Consider the following 22832-nt stretch of genomic DNA (forward strand, 5'->3'; position numbering starts at 1 on the left):
GATATGCAAAAGGGAGTGTGGCGGCGGGACTTCCGGCGGCGGTGGGCCGCCTTCGGCGCGAGCGAGTTCGGCAGCGCCTTCGGCTACACCGCCCTGCCCGTCGTGGCGGTGCTGGTGCTGGGCGCCTCCGACTTCCAGGTGTCGCTCCTGACCGTGCTGGCCGGGGTGGTCAGCGCGGTGGCCGCCCTGCCGCTCGGGCCCTGGATCGAGCATCGGCGCAAGCTGCCGGTGATGGTCACGGCCGATCTCGTACGGGTCGTGGCCGTCGGCTCGGTGCCGGCGGCGGCCCTGCTCGGCGTGCTGACCTACTGGCACCTGTGCGTGGTGGCGGTCGTGCAGATGGTGGCCCGGCTGGCCTTCGACGCGGCCGGGGTGGCGCAACTGCGCAACCTCGTGCCGGCGGCGCACCGGGCCGAGGCCAACGGCCGGTTCGAGACGACACTGTGGACGGCCAACGCGGCCGGGCCGGCGGCCGGGGGAGTGCTCATCTCGTGGCTCGGGGCCACGGCGACGATGGTGGTGGACGCGGTCAGTTTCCTCGTGTCCGCGCTGCTGCTGCGGGGGATGCGCGTGCCGGAGCCGCCACCACCCGTACGGGAGAAAAGGGATCTCGCCGGAGGCTGGCGGCACATCTTCGCGCACCGGGGACTGGCCGTGCTGTTCTGGAACTCGATGATCTTCGGTGGGTGTGTGCTCGCCTCCGTGCCCCTGCTGGCGGTCTTCGTCCTGCGGGACCTGGGTTTCCCGGCCTGGCAGTACGGGCTGATCGCCGGGATCGCGAGCGTGGCCGGCATCGCCGGGTCGCTGGTGGTGAAGCCGTTGCGGCGGCGGATCGGCGAGCACCGGGTGCTGCTGGTGGCCGGCGCCGGGCGCAACCTGTGGATGGGTCTGATGCCGCTGGCCACCGCGTCGACGGGCGGGCTGGTGCTGGTCGTGGCGTCGGAGACGCTGATGGTGTTCTTCGCGGGCATGTTCAGCCCGACGTTCGCGACCTACCGGATGAACGCCACCGGCGACGGCCACATGGCACGCGTGGTGATGTCGTGGTCGGTGGCGAACAAGGTCGTGCAGCCGGTCGTCATCGCGGCGGCGGGCGCTCTGGCCGCCGCCACCTCGGTCCGGACGGCCCTGGCCGTACTCGCAGCGATCTTGATCGGGGGTGTGGCGCTGTTGCCGTGGAAGGCCTAGAAGAGAGGGCTGCGGCGTTCAAGGAGGATGACGTCGCGCCAGCGGTCGCCGTGGCGGCCCAGGCGCTCGCGGACGCCGACCGTGCGGAAGCCCGCCGCCTGGTGCAGGGCGAGGCTGGCGGTGTTCTCGGGGAAGATGCCCGACTGGATGGTCCAGATGCCGGCCCGCTCGGTGGAGTCGATGAGCGCGTGCAGCAGGGCCCGGCCGACGCCCCGGCCGCGCGCCGCCGGATCGACGTAGATGGAGTGCTCGACCACGCCGGCGTACACCGGCCGGCTCGAAACCGGCGAGACGGCCACCCAGCCCAGAACGGAGGGCCCGGCCGCCACCAGCCGGTGTGCGGCGAGCCGCCCGGCGTCGAACGCCTCCCACGAGGGCGCTGTCGTCTCGAAGCTGGCGTCGCCGCCGTCCAGCCCGGTCTGATAGATGGCCAGCACGGCCCCGGCGTCGGTGGCCCGCATCGGGCGCAGGGAGACCTCGCTCATCAGTCCGGAGTTTAGAGCCGGGCAGGCTCAGGAAGGCCAGCAGGCTGGCGGCCCGGTGGATGTCGCCGCTGACTGACGGGCCGGCGGCCCAGTTGTGCTTCTCCAAGACGACCACGCCGATCAGGCCCGCCGTCCACAGGGCCAGGCCGATGGCCGTGACCGAGGACGGCCCGATCAGGCGGAACGGGATCAGGGCGGCCAGGACCGCGATCGAGGCGGCGGCCAGCAGGAGGGTGGCCACGTCGAAGGCCCAGCCGTGCGTGAGCAGGGCGTACTGGCTGATCGTGCGGGTCGGCCAGTCGAGCTCGCAGGTGGCGTTTACTCCGCTTAAGGGGGGCGTGCAGCCAGGCGAAGAGGGCCAGGCAGACCGCCACGCAGGCCAGCGCGAGCCGGGGCAGAACGAGCCGGGTGCGGCGGGCGGCGGAGGCGGTCATCGCGAATCAGCCTGTCAGCTCTTTCTGTGTGGCACCTGAAGATGGTTGCACCGGCGATTCCCATTCGATAGACAGTTGTGGTTCTTGAGACTGGGGGGTCAAGGTGGCGGAAGACTGGGTTCCGGCGGGCGTCGACGTGAGCCGGCCGTCGGCGGCGCGGGTTTACGACTATTTTCTGGGCGGGGCGCACAACTTCGCCGTGGACCGGCAGCTGGCCGAACAGATCGAGGCGATGACGCCGAACATCGCCGAGACGATGCGGTCCAACCGGGTCTTCCTGCGCCGGGCCGTACGGTTCCTGGTGGCGCGGGGAGTGCGGCAGTTCCTCGACATCGGGTCGGGCATTCCGACGGCCGGCAACGTGCACGAGATCGCCCTCGAGGCGGCCGCCGACTCCAAGATCGTTTACGTGGACGTGGACCCGGTGGCCGTCGAGCACAGCCGGGCCATTCTCGGGGGTACGCCCAACACCGCGGTGATCCTGGCCGACGCCCGCGACGTCGAGCGGATCCTGGCCGAGGCGGGCAAGCTCCTCGACTTCGACGAGCCGGTCGCCGTCCTGCTCGCGGGGGTCGTGCACTTCATCCCGGACAGCGACGACCCCGCCGCCACGGTCGCGGCCCTGCGCGAGGCCGTCACCCCGGGCAGCTATCTGCTCATCTCGCACGCGACCGCCGACGGGCAGCCGGCCGAGGTGATCGAGGCCCAGCGGTTGTCGGGGCGCACCGCCACCGAGATCACGCTGCGGACGGCCGGTGAGATCGAGGCGTACTTCGACGGGTTCGAGCTGGCCGAGCCGGGCCTGGTCTTCATACCGCTGTGGCGGCCCGACCCGCAGGATCCCGCCGGCGAGCACCCGGAGCGCATCGGCGCGTACGCGGGAGTCGGAAAGAAGAAATGAGCTTCGTCGAGCTGTGGCGCCAGCAGCTCGTCGCGGCCGGATTCGTGCCGCTGGACGCCGGGCAGCTGGACGAGCTGCTGTCCGGTCTCGCCGCGCGGCTCAGAGCAGGCGACGGTGAGGCGGTGGGCGCGGCCCTGGTCGAGGCCCACCTGACCGACCCGGCGATGCTGGCCGCCACCGTCGAGGTGATCGGCGACGAGAAGGTGGCGGCCCGGGTGGCGGCCGGGTACGCGCAGGCGATCCGGGCCGCCACCATGGCCGACCAGGAGGAGCTCAACCAGGCGGTGCTGCGGGCCCTGCGGGCGAGCGAGGCGCGCCTGCGGGCGGTCTTCGACAACGCGGCCATCGGCATCGGCGTGAGCGCCATGGACGGCCGGATCGTGCAGGTCAACCAGGCCTTCGCCGACCTGCTGGGCTACACCCGGGACGAGATGTGCCACCTGCTCGTGCCGGGGCTGACCCATCCCGAGGACCCGCACGACATGTGGCGCATGTACGAGGGGGTCATCAACGGCGACGTCGACCACGTCCGGATGGAGAAGGCCTACTACCGCAAGGACGGCGGCGAGATCTGGACCGACCTGACCGTCTCGCTGATCCGCGACGACGACGGCGCCCCCGAGTTCACGATCGCGATGGTGCAGGACATCACCGACCGGCGGCGGCTCAAGAAAAGACTCGAGCATCAGGCCACGCACGACCCTTTGACGGGCCTTCCCAACCGTACGAAAATCGCCTCCGACCTGGTCCGGATCTTCCGCGACAGCGCGAGTGTCGGCATCTGCTACCTCGATCTCGACGGTTTCAAGAGAATCAACGACACGCTCGGCCATCAGGTGGGCGACGAACTGCTGGCCGCCGTGGCGACACGCCTCGAACGGAGCACGAACCACGTCGCCGGGCGGATGGGCGGCGACGAATTCGTCGTCCTCGTCGAGGACCCTCAGGACATGCGCAGGCTCGCCGAGAGTCTTCTTCAGGAGCTTTCCCGGCCGTACGTCATCAGGAAGCACCGCCTGCGCATCTCGGCCAGCATCGGCGTCGTCGAGAGCGAGGTCGCCGCGACCAGCCCGCAGGAGCTGATGAAGGCGGCCGACCTGACCCTGTACGCCGCCAAGTCGGACGGGCGCGGCCGCTACGTCATGTACGACTCGGAGCGCGACGCCCGTCAGGCCGCCCGGTACGCGCTGGCCGCGGAGATGCCGGACGCGCTCGACCGCCGCGAGTTCACGCTGGTCTACCAGCCGCTGGTCTCGATGCGGGACCGGGAGCTGCGCGGGGTCGAGGCGCTGGTGCGCTGGGACCACCCGCGGCTCGGAAGGCTGAGCCCGGACGCCTTCATCCCGCTGGCCGAGGAGACCGGCGTCATTCTGCCGCTGGGCCGCTGGGTCCTCGAGGAGGCGTGCGCGCGGGCCGCCGAATGGGCGAAGGAATTCCCCGACCGGCGGGTGGCCATGAGCGTCAACATGACCGTCTCGCAGGCGCACGACCCGGGGTTGCTGGCCGATGTCGACGGCATTCTCATGCGTACGGGATGGGACCCGGCTCTTCTGGTTCTGGAATTGACGGAAAGCGCGGTGATGGACCCGGGCGGGACGGCCGCGCTCAACGGCCTGGCCGAGCGGGGCATCCGCATCGCGATCGACGACTTCGGGACCGGATATTCGAATCTGGCCTATCTTCGCCGTCTGCCTGTGCACGTGCTCAAGCTGGCCGGTCCGTTCGTCGAGGGCCTGAGGGAACGCGACGGCGAGAGCGACAGCGTGGACGAGCGGATCGTCGAGACGATCATCAAGCTCGCCCACGCCATCGGCATCAGCGTCACGGCCGAGGCCGTCGAGACCACGCCGCAGGAGGCCGCGCTGCGCCGGCTCGGCTGCGACACCGGTCAGGGCTGGCTGTTCTCGCGGCCGCTCTCCTCGTCGGGGGTCACCGAGCTGCTCTTGAAGAGCCTCTCCTCGTCGAGCGCGGACGTCTGAACCACCAGCACGTCGCAGACCGCGTTGCGGACCACGCCGGCCGGCACCGAGCCCAGCAGCGCGCCCTGTGAGGCGCCGAGCCCGCGGTTGCCGACCACGATCAGGTTGGCCGGGTTGTTGCCCACCGTGTCCAGCAGGGCCTGGGCCGGATCGCCCTCGACCAGGCGCTGCTCGATGTAGCGGGCGCGTTCCCGGGTCAGCCCGGTGACCGACTTGTCCAAGGCCTCGCGCGCCACGGAAGCGCCGTACAGATCGCGGTGCACACCCTCGGCGGCCGGGGTCGCGTCGCCGGTGCGATAGGCGGTCACCACGATCAGCCGGGCCTGCGCGGCCTGGGCCACCTCGGCCGCCCGGTCCACCGCGTACAGGCTGGTCGCCGTGCCGTCCGAGCCGACCACCACCCGGTCGTACACGCTGATGCTGCGCTTGCCGCCGAGCGGGACGATCGGCGATTCGTCGGCCTCGCTGGGCGGATTGACCCAGAGCATGGCGATCGCGCCGATGCCCAGCAGCACGCCGGCCAGGGTGATCGCGTTCGAGCCCTTGCCGTCCAGCCAGTGCTCGTAGATCCAGCCGAAGGTGACCGTCTGGATCAGCATCGGCACCACGATCATCATGTTCAGGATGCCCATGTAGACGCCGGTCCGCTTGGCCGGGACCATGCTGGCCACCATCAGGTACGGCACGCCGACCGCGCTCGCCCAGAAGATGCCGACCCCGATCATCGGGATCAGCGTGACCCACTGGTTGTCGATGCGGGCCAGCCAGACCAGCGAGAGGGCGGCCAGCCCGAGCGCGATCGCGTGGACCCGCTTGGCCCCCATCCGCTGCGCGAAGCCGACCAGGAACAGCGCCGAGATCATGGTGACGAAGTTGTAGGCGCCGTTGGCCAGGCCGCTCCAGGCGATCGCGTCGTCCCAGGCCTGCCCGCCGGTCTCCGGATCGGCCCCGAACACCGTCTCGCCGAGGCTCACCGCCAGGAACTGCCAGTAAATGAACATGGCGTACCACTGGAACGCGAAGACCACGCCGATCTTGTGCATGGCCACCGGCATCACCCGTACGGCGTCGGCGATCTCCCGGACCGCCGGCCCGAGGCCCTTCGGGGCCTCGCGCATCTCGGCCAGCTCCTCGTCCGAGGGCTTCAGTTCCCTCGTACGGGCCATCGCCGTCAGCACGGTCAGCAGGATGCAGAACGTGCCGATCATGAAGCACGCGAACATCCAGTACGGCACCCCGTTGCCGGCCGTGCCCTGCAACGGCTCCACCTTCTGCAGCGCGAACAGCGACAGGTTGGCCAGCACGGCGCCGGCCCCGGTGAACATGCTCTGGGTCAGGAAGCCGCGGGCCAGCTGCGACTTCGGCAACCGGTCGGAGATGAAGGCCCGGTACGGCTCCATCGAGGTGTTGTTGCCGGCGTCGAGCAGCCAGAAGCAGATCACGCCGAGCCAGAGGACGCCGACGAACGGGAACAGGAACAGGATGACCGCGCAGAGGAGGGCGCCGGACACGATGAACGGCCGTCGCCGACCCCACCTCGGATGCCACGTCCGGTCGCTGATGGCGCCGATCAGCGGCTGGATGATCAGGCCGGTGACCGGGCCGGCCAGGTTGAGGATCGGCAGCTGTTCGGGGTCCGCTCCGATCAGCAGGAACAGGGGGTTCACCGCCGACTGGGTGAGCCCGAAGCTGAACTGCACCCCGAAGAACCCGAGGTTCATCATCAGCAGGGCGGGGCCCGTCATCAGCGGCCGTCGCTCCGCGGACGGGGCCTGCTCGACGGTGCCCGACGTCGTAGTGGTCATAGTTCACCTTCTTGCCGAGTGATCCACATCACACTCCTTGGCCGAAGCTAAACCGGGTGTGCATGGGTCGCAACTCGGAGTGTCGGTGCGTTCGGCAGGGGTTTGAATCGACGGGCGCCGTTGACCCGTCGTCCCGGCCGGACTTGTAATGACGTTCGGAGGTGACGGTGATGAGCGCATGGAAGACCGTCGTCGTCGGCGTCGACGGATCACCCGGCAGCCGCAAGGCGCTGACCTGGGCCGCCGCCGAGGCCGCCGACCACGGCGCCGACCTGGTCGTGGTCAACGTCTGGGAGCACACCCTGCTGCCACCGGCCGGCAGCGTCAGCGTCTCCGAGCGGTACGTCCCGGAGCCCACCCAGCGCACCTCGGACGATCTCGTCCAGGTCATCCGGGAGGAGCTCGGCGACGAACCGCCCGTCCTGGTCCGCCCGCACGTCAAACAGGGACGCCCGGCCAAGGTCCTGATCGACGAGTCCGCCTCGGCCGACCTGCTCGTCGTCGGGCACCGCGGCCACGGCGGTTTCGCCGGGCTCGTGCTCGGCTCGGTCAGCCAGCACGTCGCCTCGTACGCGAAATGCCCGGTGACGGTGGTCCGCTGAGCGGTGTATCTTCCTTCCACTTTCACGGGGAGGAAGATCGATCGTGTCCACTGCGTCGCGGGCCGCTCTGTCGGTCGCCATGCTGGTCGGCTTTTATGTGCTGGGCCTGATCCAGCTCGCGGCGGCCGGTCTCCTGCTGTACGAGATCTGGGGCCACCTGCACGGCTACGGCGCGGCCAAGCTGAGCTGGCTCGTGATCATCGGTGTCGGCGCGGTCGTGGTCGGTCTCGGCAAGGCGCTGTTCGCCAAGCCGGGCGAGCCCGAGGGCCTGCTCGTCACCCCGCAGCAGGCGCCCGACCTGTGGCGGCTCGTGCACGACATGGCGGCCGCGGCCGGCACCCGCGCCCCCGACGAGATCCGGCTCATCCCCGAGGTGAACGCGGCCGTCACCGAGGACGCCCGGCTGCTCGGCCTGGCCGCCGGGGTGCGCCGCCTCTACCTGGGCATCCCGCTGCTGCAGACCTTCACCGTCGACCAGCTCCGCTCGGTGATCGCGCACGAGCTCGGCCACTACTCGGGGTCGCACACGCGCCTGGCCGCCATCACCTATCGAGGCCGGACCGCCCTGCACGAGACCCTCCGGCGCCTCGGGCCGTTCAACGTCTTCGGGTGGGTCTTCAAGGCGTACGGCCGCCTCTATCTGCTGGTCAGCAACGCGGTGACCCGGCGGCAGGAGCTGGAGGCGGACCAGGTCTCGGTGCGCGTGGCCGGTCTCGCCGCCGCGACCTCCCCGATGCGGGAACTGCCCGTCGTCGGCGCCGCCTGGAACTTCTACTTCAACAACTACATCTCGTACGGCTGGGAGCTCGGGTACGCGCCCGACGACGTGTTCGGCGGCTTCGGCCACCTGTACGCCGCGCGTACGCGGGAGCTGGCCAAACTGCGCGACGAGGAGCCCGAGAGCCGCACCTCGCGCTGGGACACCCACCCGTCGGCGGGGGAGCGGATCGCCGCGATGCGCGCGCTCCCGCCCGTGCAGCACCCGGCCGACGACCGCCCCGCCGGCGCCCTCGTCCCGCAGCTCACCCAGGCCGGCCTGGCGTTGCAGCGCGAGGTCGTCGACTTCGGCGCCCGGACCGTGCTGCCCTGGCCCGACTTCACCGCGGCGTCGATGACCCTGGTCATGCAGCACCGCGCCGACCGGGTGTTCCGCTCGCTGTCCCGCCTCTCCGGCATCCCCGAGGCCGGGCTGCCCGAGCTGTTCGAGCTGGTCGCGCAGGGGCGCCTGCGCGAGCTGGCGGCCGAGTTCCTGCCCGAGTCGCCCGACCCGGTCACCGAGTTCGCCGACATCATGGAGAACCTGATCGCGCTGGCCGCCGTGCGCAGCGGCCAGGCCCGCTGGGAACACTCGTGGTCCTCGCCGGCCCGGGTCGTGCACAGCACCGGCGTGCCGGTCGACTACTCCGAGATCGCCAAGCTGGCCGTCTCGCCCGAGACGCTCGGCGAGGCCCGCGCGCGGATGGCCCAGCTGGGCGTCCACGTCGAGGCGGCCCGGGTCGTCGAGACCCGGGCCACCGGCGCCGGGGCCGACGTGATCGGCGCGATGGCCAACGTCCGCGTGGGCGATCAGGAGATCGACCTGATCCTGCTCAACCAGGGCCTCATCCTGGTGCCGGCGCCCAAGAGCACCGACGAGGGCGATCAGCGCATCGCCCGGATGCTGTCCTCGAACGACCCGGCCGAGCTGGCCCGGACCTATCGCTACGTGCCGTTCGAGGAGGTCACCAAGGCCACGATCCTCAAGGCGGTGCCGCTCAACGCCGAGCTGACCTTGCACGGCGGGGGCACCCTGGTGCTGAAGGAGCGCTGGTCGGGCGACACGATCGGGGACAGCCGCGACACCCTCACCGAGATCCTGCGCCGCTTCAGCTGAAGGGGGACCAGCATGCGTACGGCCCTGACCGAGTTGCTCGGCGTCGAGCATCCGATCGTCGGCTTCAACCGCTCGCCGGCGGTGGTCGCGGCGGTGACCAACGCCGGTGGCTTCGGGGTGCTGGCCGCCTCGGCGTACTCGCCGGCCGAGCTCGACGCGCAGTTGAGCTGGATCGAGGAGCGGGTGGGCGGGAAGCCGTACGGCGTGGATCTGCTTGTCCCGTCGAAGTTCGTTCCCGGGGACCCATCGCGCCTCGTCGAGAGCTTGCGCGCGCAGATTCCCGCGGCCCATCTCGACTTCGTGGCTTCCCTCCTCGACAAATACGACATTCCCGTTTCGTCGTCTGTTATCGACCACAGTGAGGTCGCGGCGGCGATCACCCCGGACGGGGCGCCGGCGCTGCTGGACGTGGCGTTCAAGCACCCGATCGCGCTGATCGCCAACGCGCTCGGCACGCCGCCGCCCTCGCTCGTGTCGCGGGCCAAGGAAGCCGGCGTCGTGGTCGCCTCCCTGGTCGGCAAGGCCCAGCACGCCGAACGCCAGATCGCGGCCGGGGTCGACGTGCTCGTCGCGCAGGGCACCGAAGCGGGCGGGCACACCGGCACGATCGCCACCATGGTCCTCACCCCGGAGATCGTCGACATCGCCGGCGACCGTCCCGTGCTGGCCGCCGGTGGCATCGCCGACGGGCGGCAGATGGCGGCGGCGCTGGCCCTCGGCGCCGCCGGCGTGTGGTGCGGCTCGGTGTGGCTCTCCAGCGAAGAGGACATCGCGGTCCAGGCCATCAAGGACAAGTTCCTGGCCGCGACCAGCGCCGACACCGTGCGCTCACCCACCCGGACCGGAAAGCCGGCCCGTCAGCTGCGCACCTCCTGGCACGACGAGTGGGAGGCGCCCGGCAGCCCGCGGCCGCTGCCGTTGCCCCTGCAACTGATGCTGGTCGAGGAGGCCTGGCAGCACATCGACGCGGCCGCGCAGGACGGCCACGAGGGCGCGCTCAAACTCGAGTCGTTCTTCGTGGGCCAGGTCGTCGGCTCGTTCCAGGGCATCCGGCCCGCCGGCGACATCACCCGCCAGATGGCCGAGGACTGCCAGCGCCGCATCGCCGAGCTCGGAGGTCTCATTGCCCCTGCCTGACAGCACCCCGGTCATCGTCGGCGCCGGCCAGGTCTCGGAACGCTTCGGCGAACCCGGCTATCGGGGCCGCTCGCCCGCCGACCTGGCGGCCGACGCCGCCCGGGAGGCCCTCGACGACGCTTCGATCGCCGCTTCCGAGATCGACACCATTGCGGCGGTACGCCAGTTCGAGGTGTCCCTGCCGTTCTCGCAGGCCCCGCTCGGCCGGTCGGACAACTTCCCGCGTTCGGTGGCGGCCCGCGTCGGCGCCGCGCCGTACCGGGCGGTGCTGGAGGTCGGCGGGGGACAGGGCCCGCAGCATCTGGTGAACGAGTTCGCCGCGGCCATCGCGGCCGGAGACGCCCGGGTCGTGCTGCTCACCGGCGCCGAAGCGATCTCGACCATCTCGCGGCTCGCCTCCTCGGACGACCCGCCGGACTTCACCGAGCACGCGCCGGGCTCGCTCGAGGACCGCGGGTTCGGGCTGGACGGCATCGTCGACCTCGACCATTTCCCGTACGGCCTGACGGACACCCCCGCGTACTACGCGCTCTTCGAGAACGCGCGCCGCGCCCGCCTGGGCCTGTCGCGCTCCTCGTACGCGGCGGCCATGGGTGAGCTGTTCGAGCCGTTCACCCGTATCGCGGCCGCGAACCCGCACTCGGCGGCGCCGGTGGTGCGCAGCGCGGCCGAGCTGGTCACCGTCTCCGAGGCGAACCGGCCCATCGCCGACCCGTACACCCGCTATCTGGTCGCGCGGGAGAAGGTCAATCAGGGCGCGGCGGTGCTGCTCATGTCGCTCGCGGCGGCGCGGCGTCTCGGCGTACCCAAGGAGAAGTGGGTCTTTCTGGCCGGCCACGCCGACCTGCGGGAACGTGACCTGCTGGCCCGGGCCGACCTGTCGGCGAGCCCGGCCGCGGTGACGGCGGCGCGGCACGCGCTCGACCTCGCCGGCATCGACATGGGCGGCGTGGCGAGCATGGACCTCTACAGCTGCTTCCCGGCGCCGGTCTTCGCCATCACCGACGCCTTCGGCCTGTCACCGGACGACCCGCGCGGCCTGACCGTGACCGGAGGGCTGCCGTTCTTCGGCGGAGCCGGCAACAACTACTCGATGCACGCGATCGCCTCCACGGTCTCCCGCTGCCGCGCCGAACCCGGGAGCTACGGCTTCGTGGGGGCCAACGGCGGCATGATGAGCAAATACTCGACCGGCGTCTACACGACCACCCCGGTGGCGTGGAAGCCGTCCGACAGCCAGAAGTTGCAGGCCGAGCTCGACGCCCGGCCGGCGCCCGCGCAGGCCACATCCGCGGACGGCCCGGCGGTCATCGAGACGTACACCGTCAAACACGACCGCGGCGGCGACCGGACCGGCATCGTGGTCGGGCGCCTGGAGTCCGACGGGAGCCGTTTCCTGGCCCACGGCGACCAGATCCTCGACCTGCTGTCGGAGGGCGAGCCGATCGGGGAGCGGGTGACCGTGCGCCCCGGCGACGACGGCAACCGGGTCAGCCGGCCGCCTCGAGGAACGGCGTGACCTGAGCGGCCGGCGTCAGCAGGGTGATGGAGGAGCCGTCGGCGAAATCGAGGCGCAGACGGCCGTCCTTCTCGGTCACCTTGGCCAGCTTCGCGCGGGGACACTCCCAGCGCGGCCGCAGGGACTGCGCTCCGTCGGCGGCCCGGCGGAAGAGCCCGCCGCGCTGGGACAGAACGATCAGGCGCTGATCGGTCAGGGCGAGAACGCGGGGGTCGTTGACCGTGCGGATGTGCTCGTCCAGGCCGGCGGCGAGGCTGCGGGGCGCGCCGTTGAGGCCGCGCCGCTCCTGCACGGGCCGGCGGAACCGCCACGGCGACATCTCGGCCCGGGTCATGCCGACCACCGTGCGCCCGTCCGCCCGGCTCACCCAGACGGCGGCCCGGAAAGCCTCGCCGGGCTGAAGATGTTCCTGTACCCCGGCCTCAGCACTCGACATCACGGTCCCGCCTCTCCTCGTACACCTCGCGGTCAGTCGACCACGAGGTCACGAGGGCGCTCGCACCGGGCCCGTCAGCCCGCCGCCACAGTCACGGCCGGATAGGGCTGGTAGGACTGATCAGCGGTGTCGTCGTTCGCGGCGCGGCAGGTGGCACTGACCCGCCAGCCACCGGCGCCGGATCCGGCCGGCAAGGTCAGCGACACCGCGTTCCAGCGGCCGGCCGAGGTCACCGAGCGGGCGGCCGTGACTACCGGCTTGCCTCCGCGCACAGCGTCGTGCACCGCGACCTCGACGTTCTGCGCCGGCGCCGGATAGGCGCCGCAGCCGCCACCGTCGGTCACGGTCAGTACCTGACCCGGCCGCGCCCGGGCGGGGCTCACCCCGAGGATCGGCTTGGCACTGGTGACGGTCTGGGTGAAGGCGTACGTCATCAGGGCCCGGCCGCCGGTGCGCACGTTCGGATCGGTGGACGCCTCGCAGGTCACCGTGGCGGTGTAGGTGCCCGGCGCGGCATTCTCGGAGGTGCCGACCCGAGCTGCGTTGCTGTCCACATCAGTGAAGCCTTCGGACGCCGACTGCCCGGCGCCGCGCGTCACGACGAGAACATAGCCGCTGGCCACGGAGGGGCAGCTGAACCCGGTGACGTACGAGACGAAGCCGGCCCGGCCGCCGGCCCGGTAGACGGTCAGCGCATCCCGGCGCAGCTTGCCGGCGACCTTGGCCCCGAGATCGGCGAGCTGCGACCCGAGCCGGTAGCTGGTGTGCACGGCGATGCCGACACCGATGCCGGCGCGGGTGCTGTGCGCGGCGGGCTTGTGATCGCAGACGATGTCGAGGGTGTGGCAGAGGCTGAACACGCGGCCGCCGAGCGCGCCGCCGAACTTGCGGCCGTTGGCCTGGGACCAGCGCGGATACCACTGGCCGACGCCCTTGGCCTTGGCGCCGGCGGTGCCGAGCATCTGCCCGTCATCACCGGGCAGCCGATCGCCGTCGCCGATGAGGGCGATGGCGTCGACCCGATCGGTCACGCGGGTGCCGAGGATCTGCATGCTGCGGTGGACGACCATGGCGCCCTGCGAGTAGCCGGCCAGGACGAGACGCTCACCGGGACAGCGGCGGATCCGCTCGAACAGGAAGGTGTTGAGCTTCTCCTCACCGCCGATGAGGCTCTCCATGTACCGGGCGATGCCGTTGCCGGGAATCAGCATGACCGGAACCGCGGCGGCCTTGTAGGGAAGCGCGTAGGCGGTGACGGTGCGGCCCTTGGCCTTGGCTTTGACGGCGTTGTAGACGGCGGTGACTTCGGCGCCCATGCCGCTCTCCCCGGAGCCGGCGACTCCGACGAACAGCACGTCACCGCACTTCGGGCCGGCCGCGCTCGCGGCATGCGGCGCCACGGTCAGGGTCGCGGCCACCAGCACCAGAACCGACAGGATCCGTTTCATCAGCGCAGCATGACGGCCGGGCCGACCGTCATGGGAGCGTCATCCCCCGGCCGTGGAACGATCCCGCCGCGCGGGGTCGCCCGCTCGGACCCGCGCCTCGCCCGTTAGTTCAGCTCGGTCTGCCTGACCACTGTCCCTCCGTTACGGCGGGGTTGTCGATCGGGGTCGATCGACGCTGGTGGAACGAAGTCAGGATGGCCGTCGGAGCCGAGGCGGATCTGCCATCCGGCCGTCGGGTGGTGGATCACGCGGTGGTGGTAGCGGCAGAGCAGGACCAGGTTGTTCAGGTGGTCGGGCCGCCGTCGGTCCAGGAGGTGACGTGGCGGTCGTCTGTCCAGCGGGGCGGACGGTCGTAGTAGGGGAAGCCGCAGTCACCGTCGCGCAGGCTCAGGGCCCGGCACGGCGCGGAGGTGGCGGGGCGCTGGCTACGGCCTGGGGCAGAGCAATGAAGCGTTGCCTACCTAGCGAGCGGAGGTTCACTGGGTGGGGCCTGCCGGTGGTGCTCATGTTGCTGGGCCGGATTCACGCGAAGGGTCAGCCGGGTCGAGCGCTCTCGCCAGGCCGGCCAGGATGAGAGCCAGGCCCGCCTCGAAGGCTGACTCGTGATCGATCGCGGGGATGTCGGGCGGTAGATCCATACCGGGGCCGGTGTCGGCCTGCTCCTCCAGCACGCTGCCGACGGTGAAACGGCTTGCCGCCAGCATCGCCATCTGCGCGTCGCGTTCGGGCACGCCGGAGGTGACCAGGAACGCCATCTTGTGACGGATCCGTTCCATGTCGCCGGTGGGTGCGCTGCCGGCGTGCAACCGCGCGCCGTCGCGATGCGTCAACAGGGTGCGCCTGAAGTTTCGGGTGTTGTCCAGGAACCAGGCGCGCCAGTCGTCGCCGGGCGCCGGCAGCGGCGCGGTGGCGTGCGGCGCCATCGCTGCCTCGGCCAGGGCTGCCAGCAGGTCCCTCTTGGTACGGAAGTAGTGGTAGAGCGTGGGCTGTTCGACACCCAGCCGCTTCGCCAGCTGCCTCGTGCTGACGCCGTCCAGCCCGGCCTCGTCGAGCAGGGCCAGCGCCTCGGCGACCACGATTTCGCGGCGGATCTTCGTCACGTTGCAGAGTCTATCGCCGATAGATATTGTGAAGAAATCATTCACCGATAGATTTTGGGGCGAGAGACATGACCACACACTCTCTGCGCATCCTCGTGGCCGGTGGCGGCGTCGCCGGGCAGGCTCTGGCCTTCTGGCTCACGCGCGGTGGACACCGGGTCACCGTCGCCGAACGCTTCCCCGCCCTGCGGGCCAGCGGCGCTCAGGTCGACCTGCGCGGTCAGGGCATCGAGGCCATCCGCCGGATGGGACTGCTCGAAGCTGTCCGCGGCAAGCTGGTCGACGAGGCGGGCGTCGCCTTCATCGACGCCCACGGCCGCGCCAAAGCCACGATCATGGCCAACACCTCCGGCCGCGGCCGGCAGAGCCTCACTTCGGAGTACGAGATCATGCGCGGCGATCTGGTGCGCATCCTGCACGACGCGACGAAGGACGACACCGAGTACCTCTTCGACCGCAGCGTGGACGGCTTCGAGCAGGACGAACACCGTGTTGTCGCGCATTTCTCCGACGGATCCACCGGCGAGTTCGACCTGCTGATCGCCGCGGACGGGCAGGGCTCGCGCCTGCGGCAGGCCATCCTCCCGGGCGGCGCCGACCCGTACTGGCGGGTCGGTATCCACATGGCCTACTGGTTCGTCCCGCGCATCGCCTCCGACAGCAACATCCGCGACACGTACATGGTCCCGGGCGGCCGCCAAATCATGCGCCGCAGCCACAACCCGGCCGAGACCCAGGTTTACTTCGTGCTGCGGGAAGAAACCGCCGAAGCCTCGGCGATCCACCGGCAACCGGTGAACGCTCAGCAGCAGTTCTGGGCCAGCCGGTTCCGCGACGCGGGATGGCAGACCCGGCGGTTCATCGACGGCATGACGACCAGCCCGTTCTTCTACTCCCAGGAGATCGCCCAGGTCCGCATCGACTCGTGGTCCCGCGGCCGGGTCGTCCTGGCCGGAGACGCCGCCCATTGCGCCTCCCCCTACAGCGGCATGGGCATCTCCGGCGGCCTGGTCGGCGCCTACGTGTTGGCCGGTGAGATCAACCGGCGCCCCGACGACCTCACCACCGCCCTGACGAACTACGAGACCACGCTGCGGCCGTTCGTCGACCAGATCCAGGGTGAAGTGAATCCACGCCTGCTGCGCCTGGGCATGCCGATGAGCCAGGCCGCGATCGACGCCTTCCAGGCCGCCACCGCGCTCGCCTGTTTCCTGCACATCCCCGACCTGACCGCCCGCTTCGCGAAGGAGGACCGCGGCGGCGGCTGGCAGCTCCCGGCGGACCCGGTGCCGATCCATGTCGCCTGAGCCGCGAAGAGCTCAGTGAGACGGCGTTCCCGGCGATCACGACGGCCACGTCCTACTGTTCGCTGAACTCGCGATCTTCCCAGCCAGGGAGACTTGGGGTTGTTCAGGGAAGTCGTGCCACCGTCCTTCCAGTGCACGATGTGGTGGGCGTCGGTCCAATCAAGCAGTCCTTTTGTCCCATCCGCCATGCCCGACCTCTTCTCAGGCGGCTGGCATCTGCACCGCGTAAAATGAACGTGCAAGTTCAAGAGTGACTTGCACATGGCTTGTGCACCTGCCATGCTCCTGACATGGCCTTATCCCTGAACGCCCTCGAACTCGACATCGTGCGGATGCTCCGGCGATCCGCCGAACCTTTGAGCGGCCGACAGGTGGCCGATATCGCGGGTGTCGCGCCCAACACCGCCAACCGGGTACTGAAGGTGCTTCAGAGCCGTGCGCTTGTCCGGTCGACCAAGGCAGGCCGGGCGATCCTATGGACCACGACTGCCAACGTCGCAGAGCTCAAGGAGTTGGAGGGCTCGCCACAGGAACGGATTGCACTCGTAGTCACCGCAGTAGAATTGGAGCACACGGAAGTCGGCAACCGGCTTCTGAACACCGAGCGGGTCCGGATAGGTGACATCTGGATGGTTCGCGGAGAAGTTATCGGTAATCACGTTAGCTGGATTGTCTACTTGGCCCGCGCCGGTATGGGGAACGCGACGTCGGCGGCGCTCGTCGGGATTGCCGCCCGCGACTTACACGCAAACCTTGTCGCCTTTGTCGGCACGGCCGGTGGCTTGAAGCCGACGGACCATGGCCACCTAGATGTCGTAGTGGGGAGCAGAATTCACAATCCATATGTTGGTAAGCAGGTGCCGACCGAGTTCGGCTCCAAGCTTCTGGGTCGGGACAAGACTTACGTCGTGCCTGCGCCTTTGATCAACGTTGTCAACGCCTGCATCGCCGATAGTGAATGGACCCCATCCTCCCGAAGCCGGCACTACAACGCCAAACACGCGCACGCCTACGTCGCGCCGATCGTGTCCGTCGAGGCGGTTCAGCATGACCCCGACGGCCCAATTATTCAGGAAATCCGCTCCCGGTTTCAGGACGCGGCAGCGCTGGATATGGAGTCGTTCGGCCTCGCTGCTGGCGCCGACATTCACGACCTACCAGTCCTCGCCGTTCGCGGCCTCTCCGATTTCATCGGCGACAAGGCTAAAGCCGGAAACGATGACCTTCAGCCGCGCGCAGCCGGGAACGCTGCGAGTTTGTTCCGTGACATCTTAACTTTCGCCCACCCCGATGACTTCAAGCGCGGCGGAACAACGCCCCCCACTGAACCCACCGACGATCAGAAGGATTCTGTTGCTGTGTCGCTTCCGGGCGGCGTCCAGATCTGGATGGACCGCCTCGGACGCCGCTCTCCGGCCAGGGCTAACGCAGCAAAAAGCGCACTCGCCGAGATCCGGCGTGCCGGCGCGGCGGCCACATGGCTGAACCGCGCATTACACCGGCCACCGGCTTGGCTGCGCGAGGACGACACCGGAGACGGCTGGGCACTAGTTTCCTCGCTTGCATCGATCGCCGGCTCTACGGTCGCGTGGCGCGGGTATGACCAGGCCGCGTCGGCTGCGAGACTCACCGGGGACCTCGGCGCGAGCGCATACTTTACCCTCACTGCCCGACTTGAACGCCTCGGAAGAGAACCCGACGAAGACAACACCGATGATGAGCCGAACTCACGAGCCATGGACGACTTCGGGGATGATGTCGTCGCCCGGGTCGGCTCCGTCATTGAGTTCTTTCGCGCCGTGCTCGGCGGCGACCTCGCGGTGACCAAGGCGCGTGCTGAGGCTGCCATCGCCTCGCTAGGTCTCGTCGACACATCGGGCGTGCTTAGGGCGCCTAAGGAGCCGGTCGCGCAGGTCGAACTCGACCAGGAGTTGCGCGATGTCACGGCGACCTTGGTTCTGCGGCAATTCGCTCAGATGATGCTGACCCCTGGGGCAGCAGACCGGCTCGGCGTGCCATCTGGTCTGGGCGTACGCCAGTCGCGCGGCAATCCAGTGACTCGGGATCTCGCCGACGACGGCTTGCGGCTCGCACAATGGGCGTTAGCTCTGCGGCCCGAGTCGGAAGGGACGCGGCTGGCCCATGCACAGGCGATGCTAGGTGTCTTGGTCTCAGCGTCTGGCCGTACTTCGACCGATGTAGAAGACGAAATCTCAAAACGGGCCAAGATCGTGGAAATTGACGCGTTGCAGGTTCGTGAAAACCTTCGGGACTGGGGCGGATCCTCGGGACCTGCGTTGGCCATCGCAGCACGCGCACGCTCAATCCAAGGCGATTTTTCCGGTGCCATGCGGCTGCTCCTTCCTGCTCCCGACGGAGTCGCATCGCAGCGAGAAGCTAAGCACCCGGATGTGGTGCGGTTTGGTGCCGTGATCGCGCGGGCCGCTGGCGATGATGAGCTTGCGCTAGCGCTCGCCGCGAAGAACCCCGACCGAGTCGAGGGTGAATTGATGCGTGCTGAGGTGCTAGGCGGTCACCCGCAAATGGCAAGTGAGGCGAAGGAGGCCCTATTCGCGGCGCTGGAACATTCCGTGGGCCGACACCATAGCGATTTTCAAGCCCTGATGGCGCTCGCCCGGAGGTTCAACTCACTCAAGGAGAATGAGCAGGGGATCGTCATGCGCCATATCGAAAGCCTCGGGCAGATCGATCCTCAGTTAGCGGACGTTATGCGTGCGAGGGTCCTCCTCAGCCAGGGAGACCCGGAAGGGGCTCTGCAATTCGTTCGTCTGGAACACAATGAACTCGCGTTGGACGCTCACGCCGATGCACTCATAGCTAGCGGCCGCGCTGAGGAGGCCGCCCGGCTGGTATTAGACGAAGGCATGAGCCGCGGCGACATCCCGCTCGTAACCATGGCACTCGAGATAGCCATGAATAACGGGCTCGCAGAAACTGCCCGCAATATCGCGCTCACGCTGCTGGGTCGCGACGATGCCAGGCCAATACGCTTGAAGGCTCTACGTGCGCTCCGACAGCTTGCCCGCAATGGGAAGATTTGGCGAGACGTTGCGATCCGCACCGAGGAAGTAATTGACGAATCCACTCTCAACGGCCTGCCGGTTCCCGAGGTTGAGTATTGGCTACTGGCCGAGGCGCTATTCTTTATGGAGAAGTTCGATAAAGCGCTAACCGTGCTCCTTCGCGCGCCAGCACTAAGTTTCAACCAACGCGAAAAGGCTCAACTATTTCTCACGATTCTTCACTCCGCCATTCAGGAGCTCCGTTCGAGTAAGGATGCAGCCGCTTCGCCGACGGTATCTCGACTTAGCGACCCGAAGATATATGCGATGTTCATGCGCGCAGCAGCTGATTGGGCCAACGACGAGCAGATCGCTGCTGCTGCCATGTCAATTGTCTTAATGGCACCCGACTCCGCCCTTACCGAGACACAGATCGCAGAATTCCGACTTTACCTCGAGAACTACTTTGAGCGACACGGGGAGAACGCCTCCATTACTCAGATCAAGGTCGAAGATGACAACCTTGACCTCCTTTATGAGTTCCTTCGGCGAGGCGAGGCCCGCCAACAGGCTCTCGAGGAGTTGTCGAGCGAGGTACGCGCTGGCCGCGTCCCTCTGGTCATCCTCACCGAAGCAGCAGGACGAACCTGCACTGAAAGCCTCATCCGACGCGACCTCGGCTACATCATGGCCGTCGACGACGACAGCGGCGAGGAAACTGCACGGGAAACGCTGGGGCGCCGCGCTGTCATCGACACCACAGCGCTAGTGGTTGCGCGGTGGACGGGTTACACGTTCAAGAAGCTCGCCGCTCGCCTGGACTCAGTCATCGTGCCGGCCCCCGTTCGCGAAGACATCACCCGTGCCCGCAGCAGCTTGTCGATGAGGTCCACCGCCACCCTCGGATGGGACACTCGTCGACAGCACCCCTTCGTCAGCGAGACCACACCCGAGGAGGCACAGGCACACTCCGAAGCAGCCGAACAGGTATGGGCCGACGTCCAAGGGCTTCAGGTTGCACCCGTCACCGCTGACACCCGCCGAGATCGCTGGCTCAGCGCCATCACAGTCGCCCAAGAAATCGGTATCCCGGTCTGGGCCGACGACGTCGTCATACGACGCCTCGCCCGCGCTTTGGGCGTTCCCGCATTCGGTTCGCTCGATCTGATCCGAGCGTTCGCCGATGAAGACGGCGTTAATGCTGCGACCGTATCTCTACGTGAAAACAAGGTTGTCGATATTCCCATCAGCGAGCCATGGCATGCGCTCGCTAAAAACGCCCGGTGGAAGGTCGACAGCCCGCTCGCCCTCGCCATCTCCCGGCCTGCTGCGTGGCGCGACATCCCCAAGTCCTTCGACGAGTTTCGCTCGCTCATGCGCCGCCGCCCCAATGACATGGACGCCCAACAAACCGCTATCTGGGCCTACCAGGCAGCTGAAGGACTCGCTAGGGCGACCATCCCGCCAGCGCGACCGAAGGTCGTTTCTGCGCTCCTGGCCTGGGTCATCTTATTCATCGACCCGTTTTTCGCCGCAGTACGCGGCGGCGGCGCTGCCGCCAACGCAGCCGTCTCTGAGGAGGCTGGCCGCATCACCGAGTTGGTGATCAAGGCTGCCGAAGAAATCGGCGACCGCCACTACCCTGCGGCAGATGCACTCGAGCCGCTCGTCGACATCTTGTGCCGAGGACTCCTTAACTCGGCAGGACCCGAGGCCACGAGCCGTATCATCGCTGCTCTGGTGGCTCAACTCAGCGATGAAGTCGGCAGCCGTGTTTTCGCTGCCTACATTCAATCGGCGGGGAAATAACTTCGGGGACGAAGGTGTAATGCGCTGTCGAAGTTGCTGAATCTGAGGTTGTTGCGCATCTAAAGTAATCCGCGGCCTGCTGTCATTGACGCCGACCGTGCTCGGGGCGTGGTCGTTGATCGTGCGGCCGGCTTCTCGGACCTTGGTGACCAAGGCGTTTACCCAGACGCAGGTGTAGGGGCCGGTGCCGAGGGACGGTTGCGGGACGCTTCAGCTTGGGTGTCGAGGTGCCGTGCCCTCTCCGAGACCTGGGACTGGGACAAGGACTTTGACGTCGAGTTGCTCGACAAGATTCTCTCCCCCGGGTCGAGACGCCAGCAGAGGCCATGGCCACGACCGAGACAGGAGCTTGTTCTGGGTGGCCGGCGGCGGTGCAGTCCGGGAAGTAGCTGCCCTGCCGCAAATGCAGGATTGCCAGCTCGACCGTGCCAGGCGCGGGTTTCCCAGTCGCGATGCCGGTAGCCGTTGCGGGAGTTAGTTCGTTCGTCGCTGCATTCGCCGTACTCGGCTTCGCACACCGCGTCGACGGCCTTCAGCGCATCGGCGAAGGTTTCACCATCGCCCGCAGTAGATCAGGGCTCGCCGGTTGAAAATGCTCGCATAGCATCTCAGCGACGTTCGAACTCGGTTCTGCGGCCATCGCGGTTTCTCCTGGTCTCACGCTTGGGTCAAAATTGCCCGGAGACGCTAATCGACATCCGCCATGATCGGGGACCCAGGCGTGAATCATAACGGCCAATCACCCTCTATACTTTCCGCATGGCGGCGAAAAGCAGACCGGCAAGTGACCCGGTAGTTGATGGTCGGCAGTGGATAAACCATCGGCACTACAGAACGTACGAAATCGCGCTACGTTTTACTCGAGCAGTTGGCGCTTCTGCCGACCTGCGTGATCTCGAATTCCTCAACGACTATATAGTAGGGTTTTTCCAGCCCTGGCAGCATGAAACAGCAGTGCATAAGTTTGTTCGTGTGATCGCCGACGAGATGTTTCTCGACGATACGAACGGCCCATACATTTCGATATATGAGCAAACTGAAGTCGGCTTGAATTTAAGGCGTTACTTGCCGGTCGATATCGCCTTGCGCGCATACGGGGTGAATGACGAAGAGCCATTTCTAATTCCAGAACCGGTAATGAAAGAATCGAGAGAGGGGAATATCACAAGCTTGACCGAAACCAATGACGCCGCCGACGCTTGCTACGAGTACACTTGCGACCTCCAGATGACAGAGGTTTACGACCAGCTTCTTGCGCAGATTTCCGATGAAGTCTTCCACACCATCTTCCCGAACCGAATTCTCCTCGGTCGCCTTCATCGAACCCTGTCTCTCTATGTGCAACAGTATGGTCCAGATTCATTCGGGTCAGATCTGCTTGATGAGTACCAGGACAGCGGAAAACTCTTCAAGAGCGAAGGTGTCCTTAAGCGAAAGGCGCCTCCTAGATGGGTAAAGAGCGCCGTATTCTTTCGCGATCGAGGCCATTGTGCGATCTGCGGAAGAAATTTGACGGGCCTTCTTGATGCCTTGCCTGCGGACCATTTCGATCACGTAGTTCCGCTTGCCGCGGGAGGCCTGAACGATCTATCCAACCTCCAACTCCTATGCGAAAGCTGCAATTTGCGAAAGTCGTCTCAGTTGCTTGCTCCGAGCGGGCAGCAACGCCGCTACTACCGTCGACCACGGAAGTAGTAGATCGATACCCGGGAACATCGGCGGATCTAATGGGGCCACTCGATTGTCGGTCGGAGCCGATTTCGAGGATAACGATGTGCAGGCGCGG

General features: G+C 67.8%; 15 protein-coding genes and 2 pseudogenes. 10 read left to right on the plus strand and 7 right to left on the minus strand.

From position 1 onward, the window contains the following. Positions 1–3 precede the first annotated feature (3 nt). Positions 4–1188 (plus strand): MFS transporter, encoded by a 1185-nt coding sequence (locus tag ACFY36_RS46525; RefSeq protein ID WP_499752351.1) that lies wholly within the window; start codon positions 4–6, stop codon positions 1186–1188. Here the strand turns inward: ACFY36_RS46525 and ACFY36_RS46530 are convergent. Both ACFY36_RS46530 and ACFY36_RS46535 read right to left on the minus strand, forming a co-directional pair. After that, positions 1185–1673 carry a GNAT family N-acetyltransferase gene (locus ACFY36_RS46530; RefSeq protein ID WP_499752352.1) on the minus strand — a complete coding sequence of 163 codons (489 nt, stop codon included), beginning with the start codon at positions 1671–1673 and terminating at the stop codon, positions 1185–1187. The genes ACFY36_RS46525 and ACFY36_RS46530 overlap by 4 nt on opposite strands. Positions 1674–1731: 58 nt before the next feature. Further along, positions 1732–1956, minus strand: a pseudogene (locus ACFY36_RS46535) (hypothetical protein); the annotation flags it as partial. Positions 1957–2210: 254 nt separating this feature from the next. Here ACFY36_RS46535 and ACFY36_RS46540 point away from each other — a divergent pair. Continuing rightward, the gene (locus ACFY36_RS46540; RefSeq protein ID WP_499752353.1) at positions 2211–3008 is read left to right on the plus strand and encodes an SAM-dependent methyltransferase; all 798 of its coding nucleotides are present in this window, start codon (positions 2211–2213) and stop codon (positions 3006–3008) included. Further along, the gene (locus tag ACFY36_RS46545; RefSeq protein ID WP_499752354.1) at positions 3005–4987 is read left to right on the plus strand and encodes a putative bifunctional diguanylate cyclase/phosphodiesterase; all 1983 of its coding nucleotides are present in this window, start codon (positions 3005–3007) and stop codon (positions 4985–4987) included. Before ACFY36_RS46540 ends, ACFY36_RS46545 begins: the two co-directional genes overlap by 4 nt. Here ACFY36_RS46545 and ACFY36_RS46550 read toward each other — a convergent pair. Next, on the minus strand, positions 4897–6792 hold the full coding sequence (locus tag ACFY36_RS46550; RefSeq protein ID WP_499752355.1) for an MFS transporter: 1896 nt from the start codon (positions 6790–6792) through the stop codon (positions 4897–4899). The two genes, ACFY36_RS46545 and ACFY36_RS46550, sit on opposite strands and share 91 nt — an antisense overlap. Before the next feature lie 170 nt (positions 6793–6962). Between ACFY36_RS46550 and ACFY36_RS46555 the strand changes: the two genes are divergently transcribed. From ACFY36_RS46555 to ACFY36_RS46570, 4 genes are read left to right on the plus strand one after another with little or no spacing between them, the layout of a single operon-like run. Next, positions 6963–7394, plus strand: a complete 432-nt coding sequence (locus ACFY36_RS46555) for a universal stress protein (RefSeq protein WP_499752356.1) — start codon at positions 6963–6965, stop codon at positions 7392–7394. 43 nt (positions 7395–7437) lie between these two features. Continuing rightward, positions 7438–9267, plus strand: a complete 1830-nt coding sequence (locus tag ACFY36_RS46560; protein WP_499752357.1) for a M48 family metallopeptidase — start codon at positions 7438–7440, stop codon at positions 9265–9267. A gap of 12 nt (positions 9268–9279) precedes the next feature. Further along, on the plus strand, positions 9280–10404 hold the full coding sequence (locus ACFY36_RS46565) for an NAD(P)H-dependent flavin oxidoreductase (RefSeq protein WP_499752358.1): 1125 nt from the start codon (positions 9280–9282) through the stop codon (positions 10402–10404). After that, a complete protein-coding gene (locus ACFY36_RS46570) occupies positions 10391–11923 on the plus strand; it encodes an acetyl-CoA acetyltransferase (protein WP_499752359.1) in 1533 nt (510 codons plus the stop codon). Before ACFY36_RS46565 ends, ACFY36_RS46570 begins: the two co-directional genes overlap by 14 nt. Here ACFY36_RS46570 and ACFY36_RS46575 read toward each other — a convergent pair. The 3 genes from ACFY36_RS46575 to ACFY36_RS46585 all read right to left on the minus strand — a co-directional run bounded on the left by ACFY36_RS46575 (position 11895) and on the right by ACFY36_RS46585 (position 14952). Beyond that, complete coding sequence (locus ACFY36_RS46575) at positions 11895–12359, minus strand: hypothetical protein (protein WP_499752360.1); 465 nt, start codon at positions 12357–12359, stop codon at positions 11895–11897. The two genes, ACFY36_RS46570 and ACFY36_RS46575, sit on opposite strands and share 29 nt — an antisense overlap. A 74-nt stretch (positions 12360–12433) precedes the next feature. Next, the gene (locus tag ACFY36_RS46580) at positions 12434–13807 is read right to left on the minus strand and encodes a cutinase family protein (protein WP_499752361.1); all 1374 of its coding nucleotides are present in this window, start codon (positions 13805–13807) and stop codon (positions 12434–12436) included. A 503-nt stretch (positions 13808–14310) separates the two neighbouring features. Next, complete coding sequence (locus ACFY36_RS46585) at positions 14311–14952, minus strand: TetR/AcrR family transcriptional regulator C-terminal domain-containing protein (protein ID WP_499752362.1); 642 nt, start codon at positions 14950–14952, stop codon at positions 14311–14313. 23 nt (positions 14953–14975) lie between these two features. On the opposite strand from ACFY36_RS46585, the gene ACFY36_RS46590 reads away from it, so the two are divergent. Together ACFY36_RS46590 and ACFY36_RS46595 are read left to right on the plus strand one after the other, a co-directional pair. Continuing rightward, a complete protein-coding gene (locus tag ACFY36_RS46590) occupies positions 14976–16214 on the plus strand; it encodes an FAD-dependent monooxygenase (protein ID WP_499752363.1) in 1239 nt (412 codons plus the stop codon). 290 nt (positions 16215–16504) lie between these two features. After that, positions 16505–21046 (plus strand): phosphorylase family protein, encoded by a 4542-nt coding sequence (locus tag ACFY36_RS46595; protein WP_499752364.1) that lies wholly within the window; start codon positions 16505–16507, stop codon positions 21044–21046. 60 nt (positions 21047–21106) lie between these two features. Here ACFY36_RS46595 and ACFY36_RS46600 read toward each other — a convergent pair. After that, positions 21107–21686, minus strand: a pseudogene (locus tag ACFY36_RS46600) (transposase); the annotation flags it as partial. A 119-nt stretch (positions 21687–21805) separates the two neighbouring features. Between ACFY36_RS46600 and ACFY36_RS46605 the strand changes: the two are divergent. Further along, the gene (locus ACFY36_RS46605) at positions 21806–22741 is read left to right on the plus strand and encodes an HNH endonuclease (RefSeq protein ID WP_499752365.1); all 936 of its coding nucleotides are present in this window, start codon (positions 21806–21808) and stop codon (positions 22739–22741) included. Positions 22742–22832 lie beyond the last annotated feature (91 nt).

Source organism: Actinoplanes sp. NPDC000266 (assembly GCF_042899005.1).
GTDB lineage: Bacteria > Actinomycetota > Actinomycetes > Mycobacteriales > Micromonosporaceae > Actinoplanes.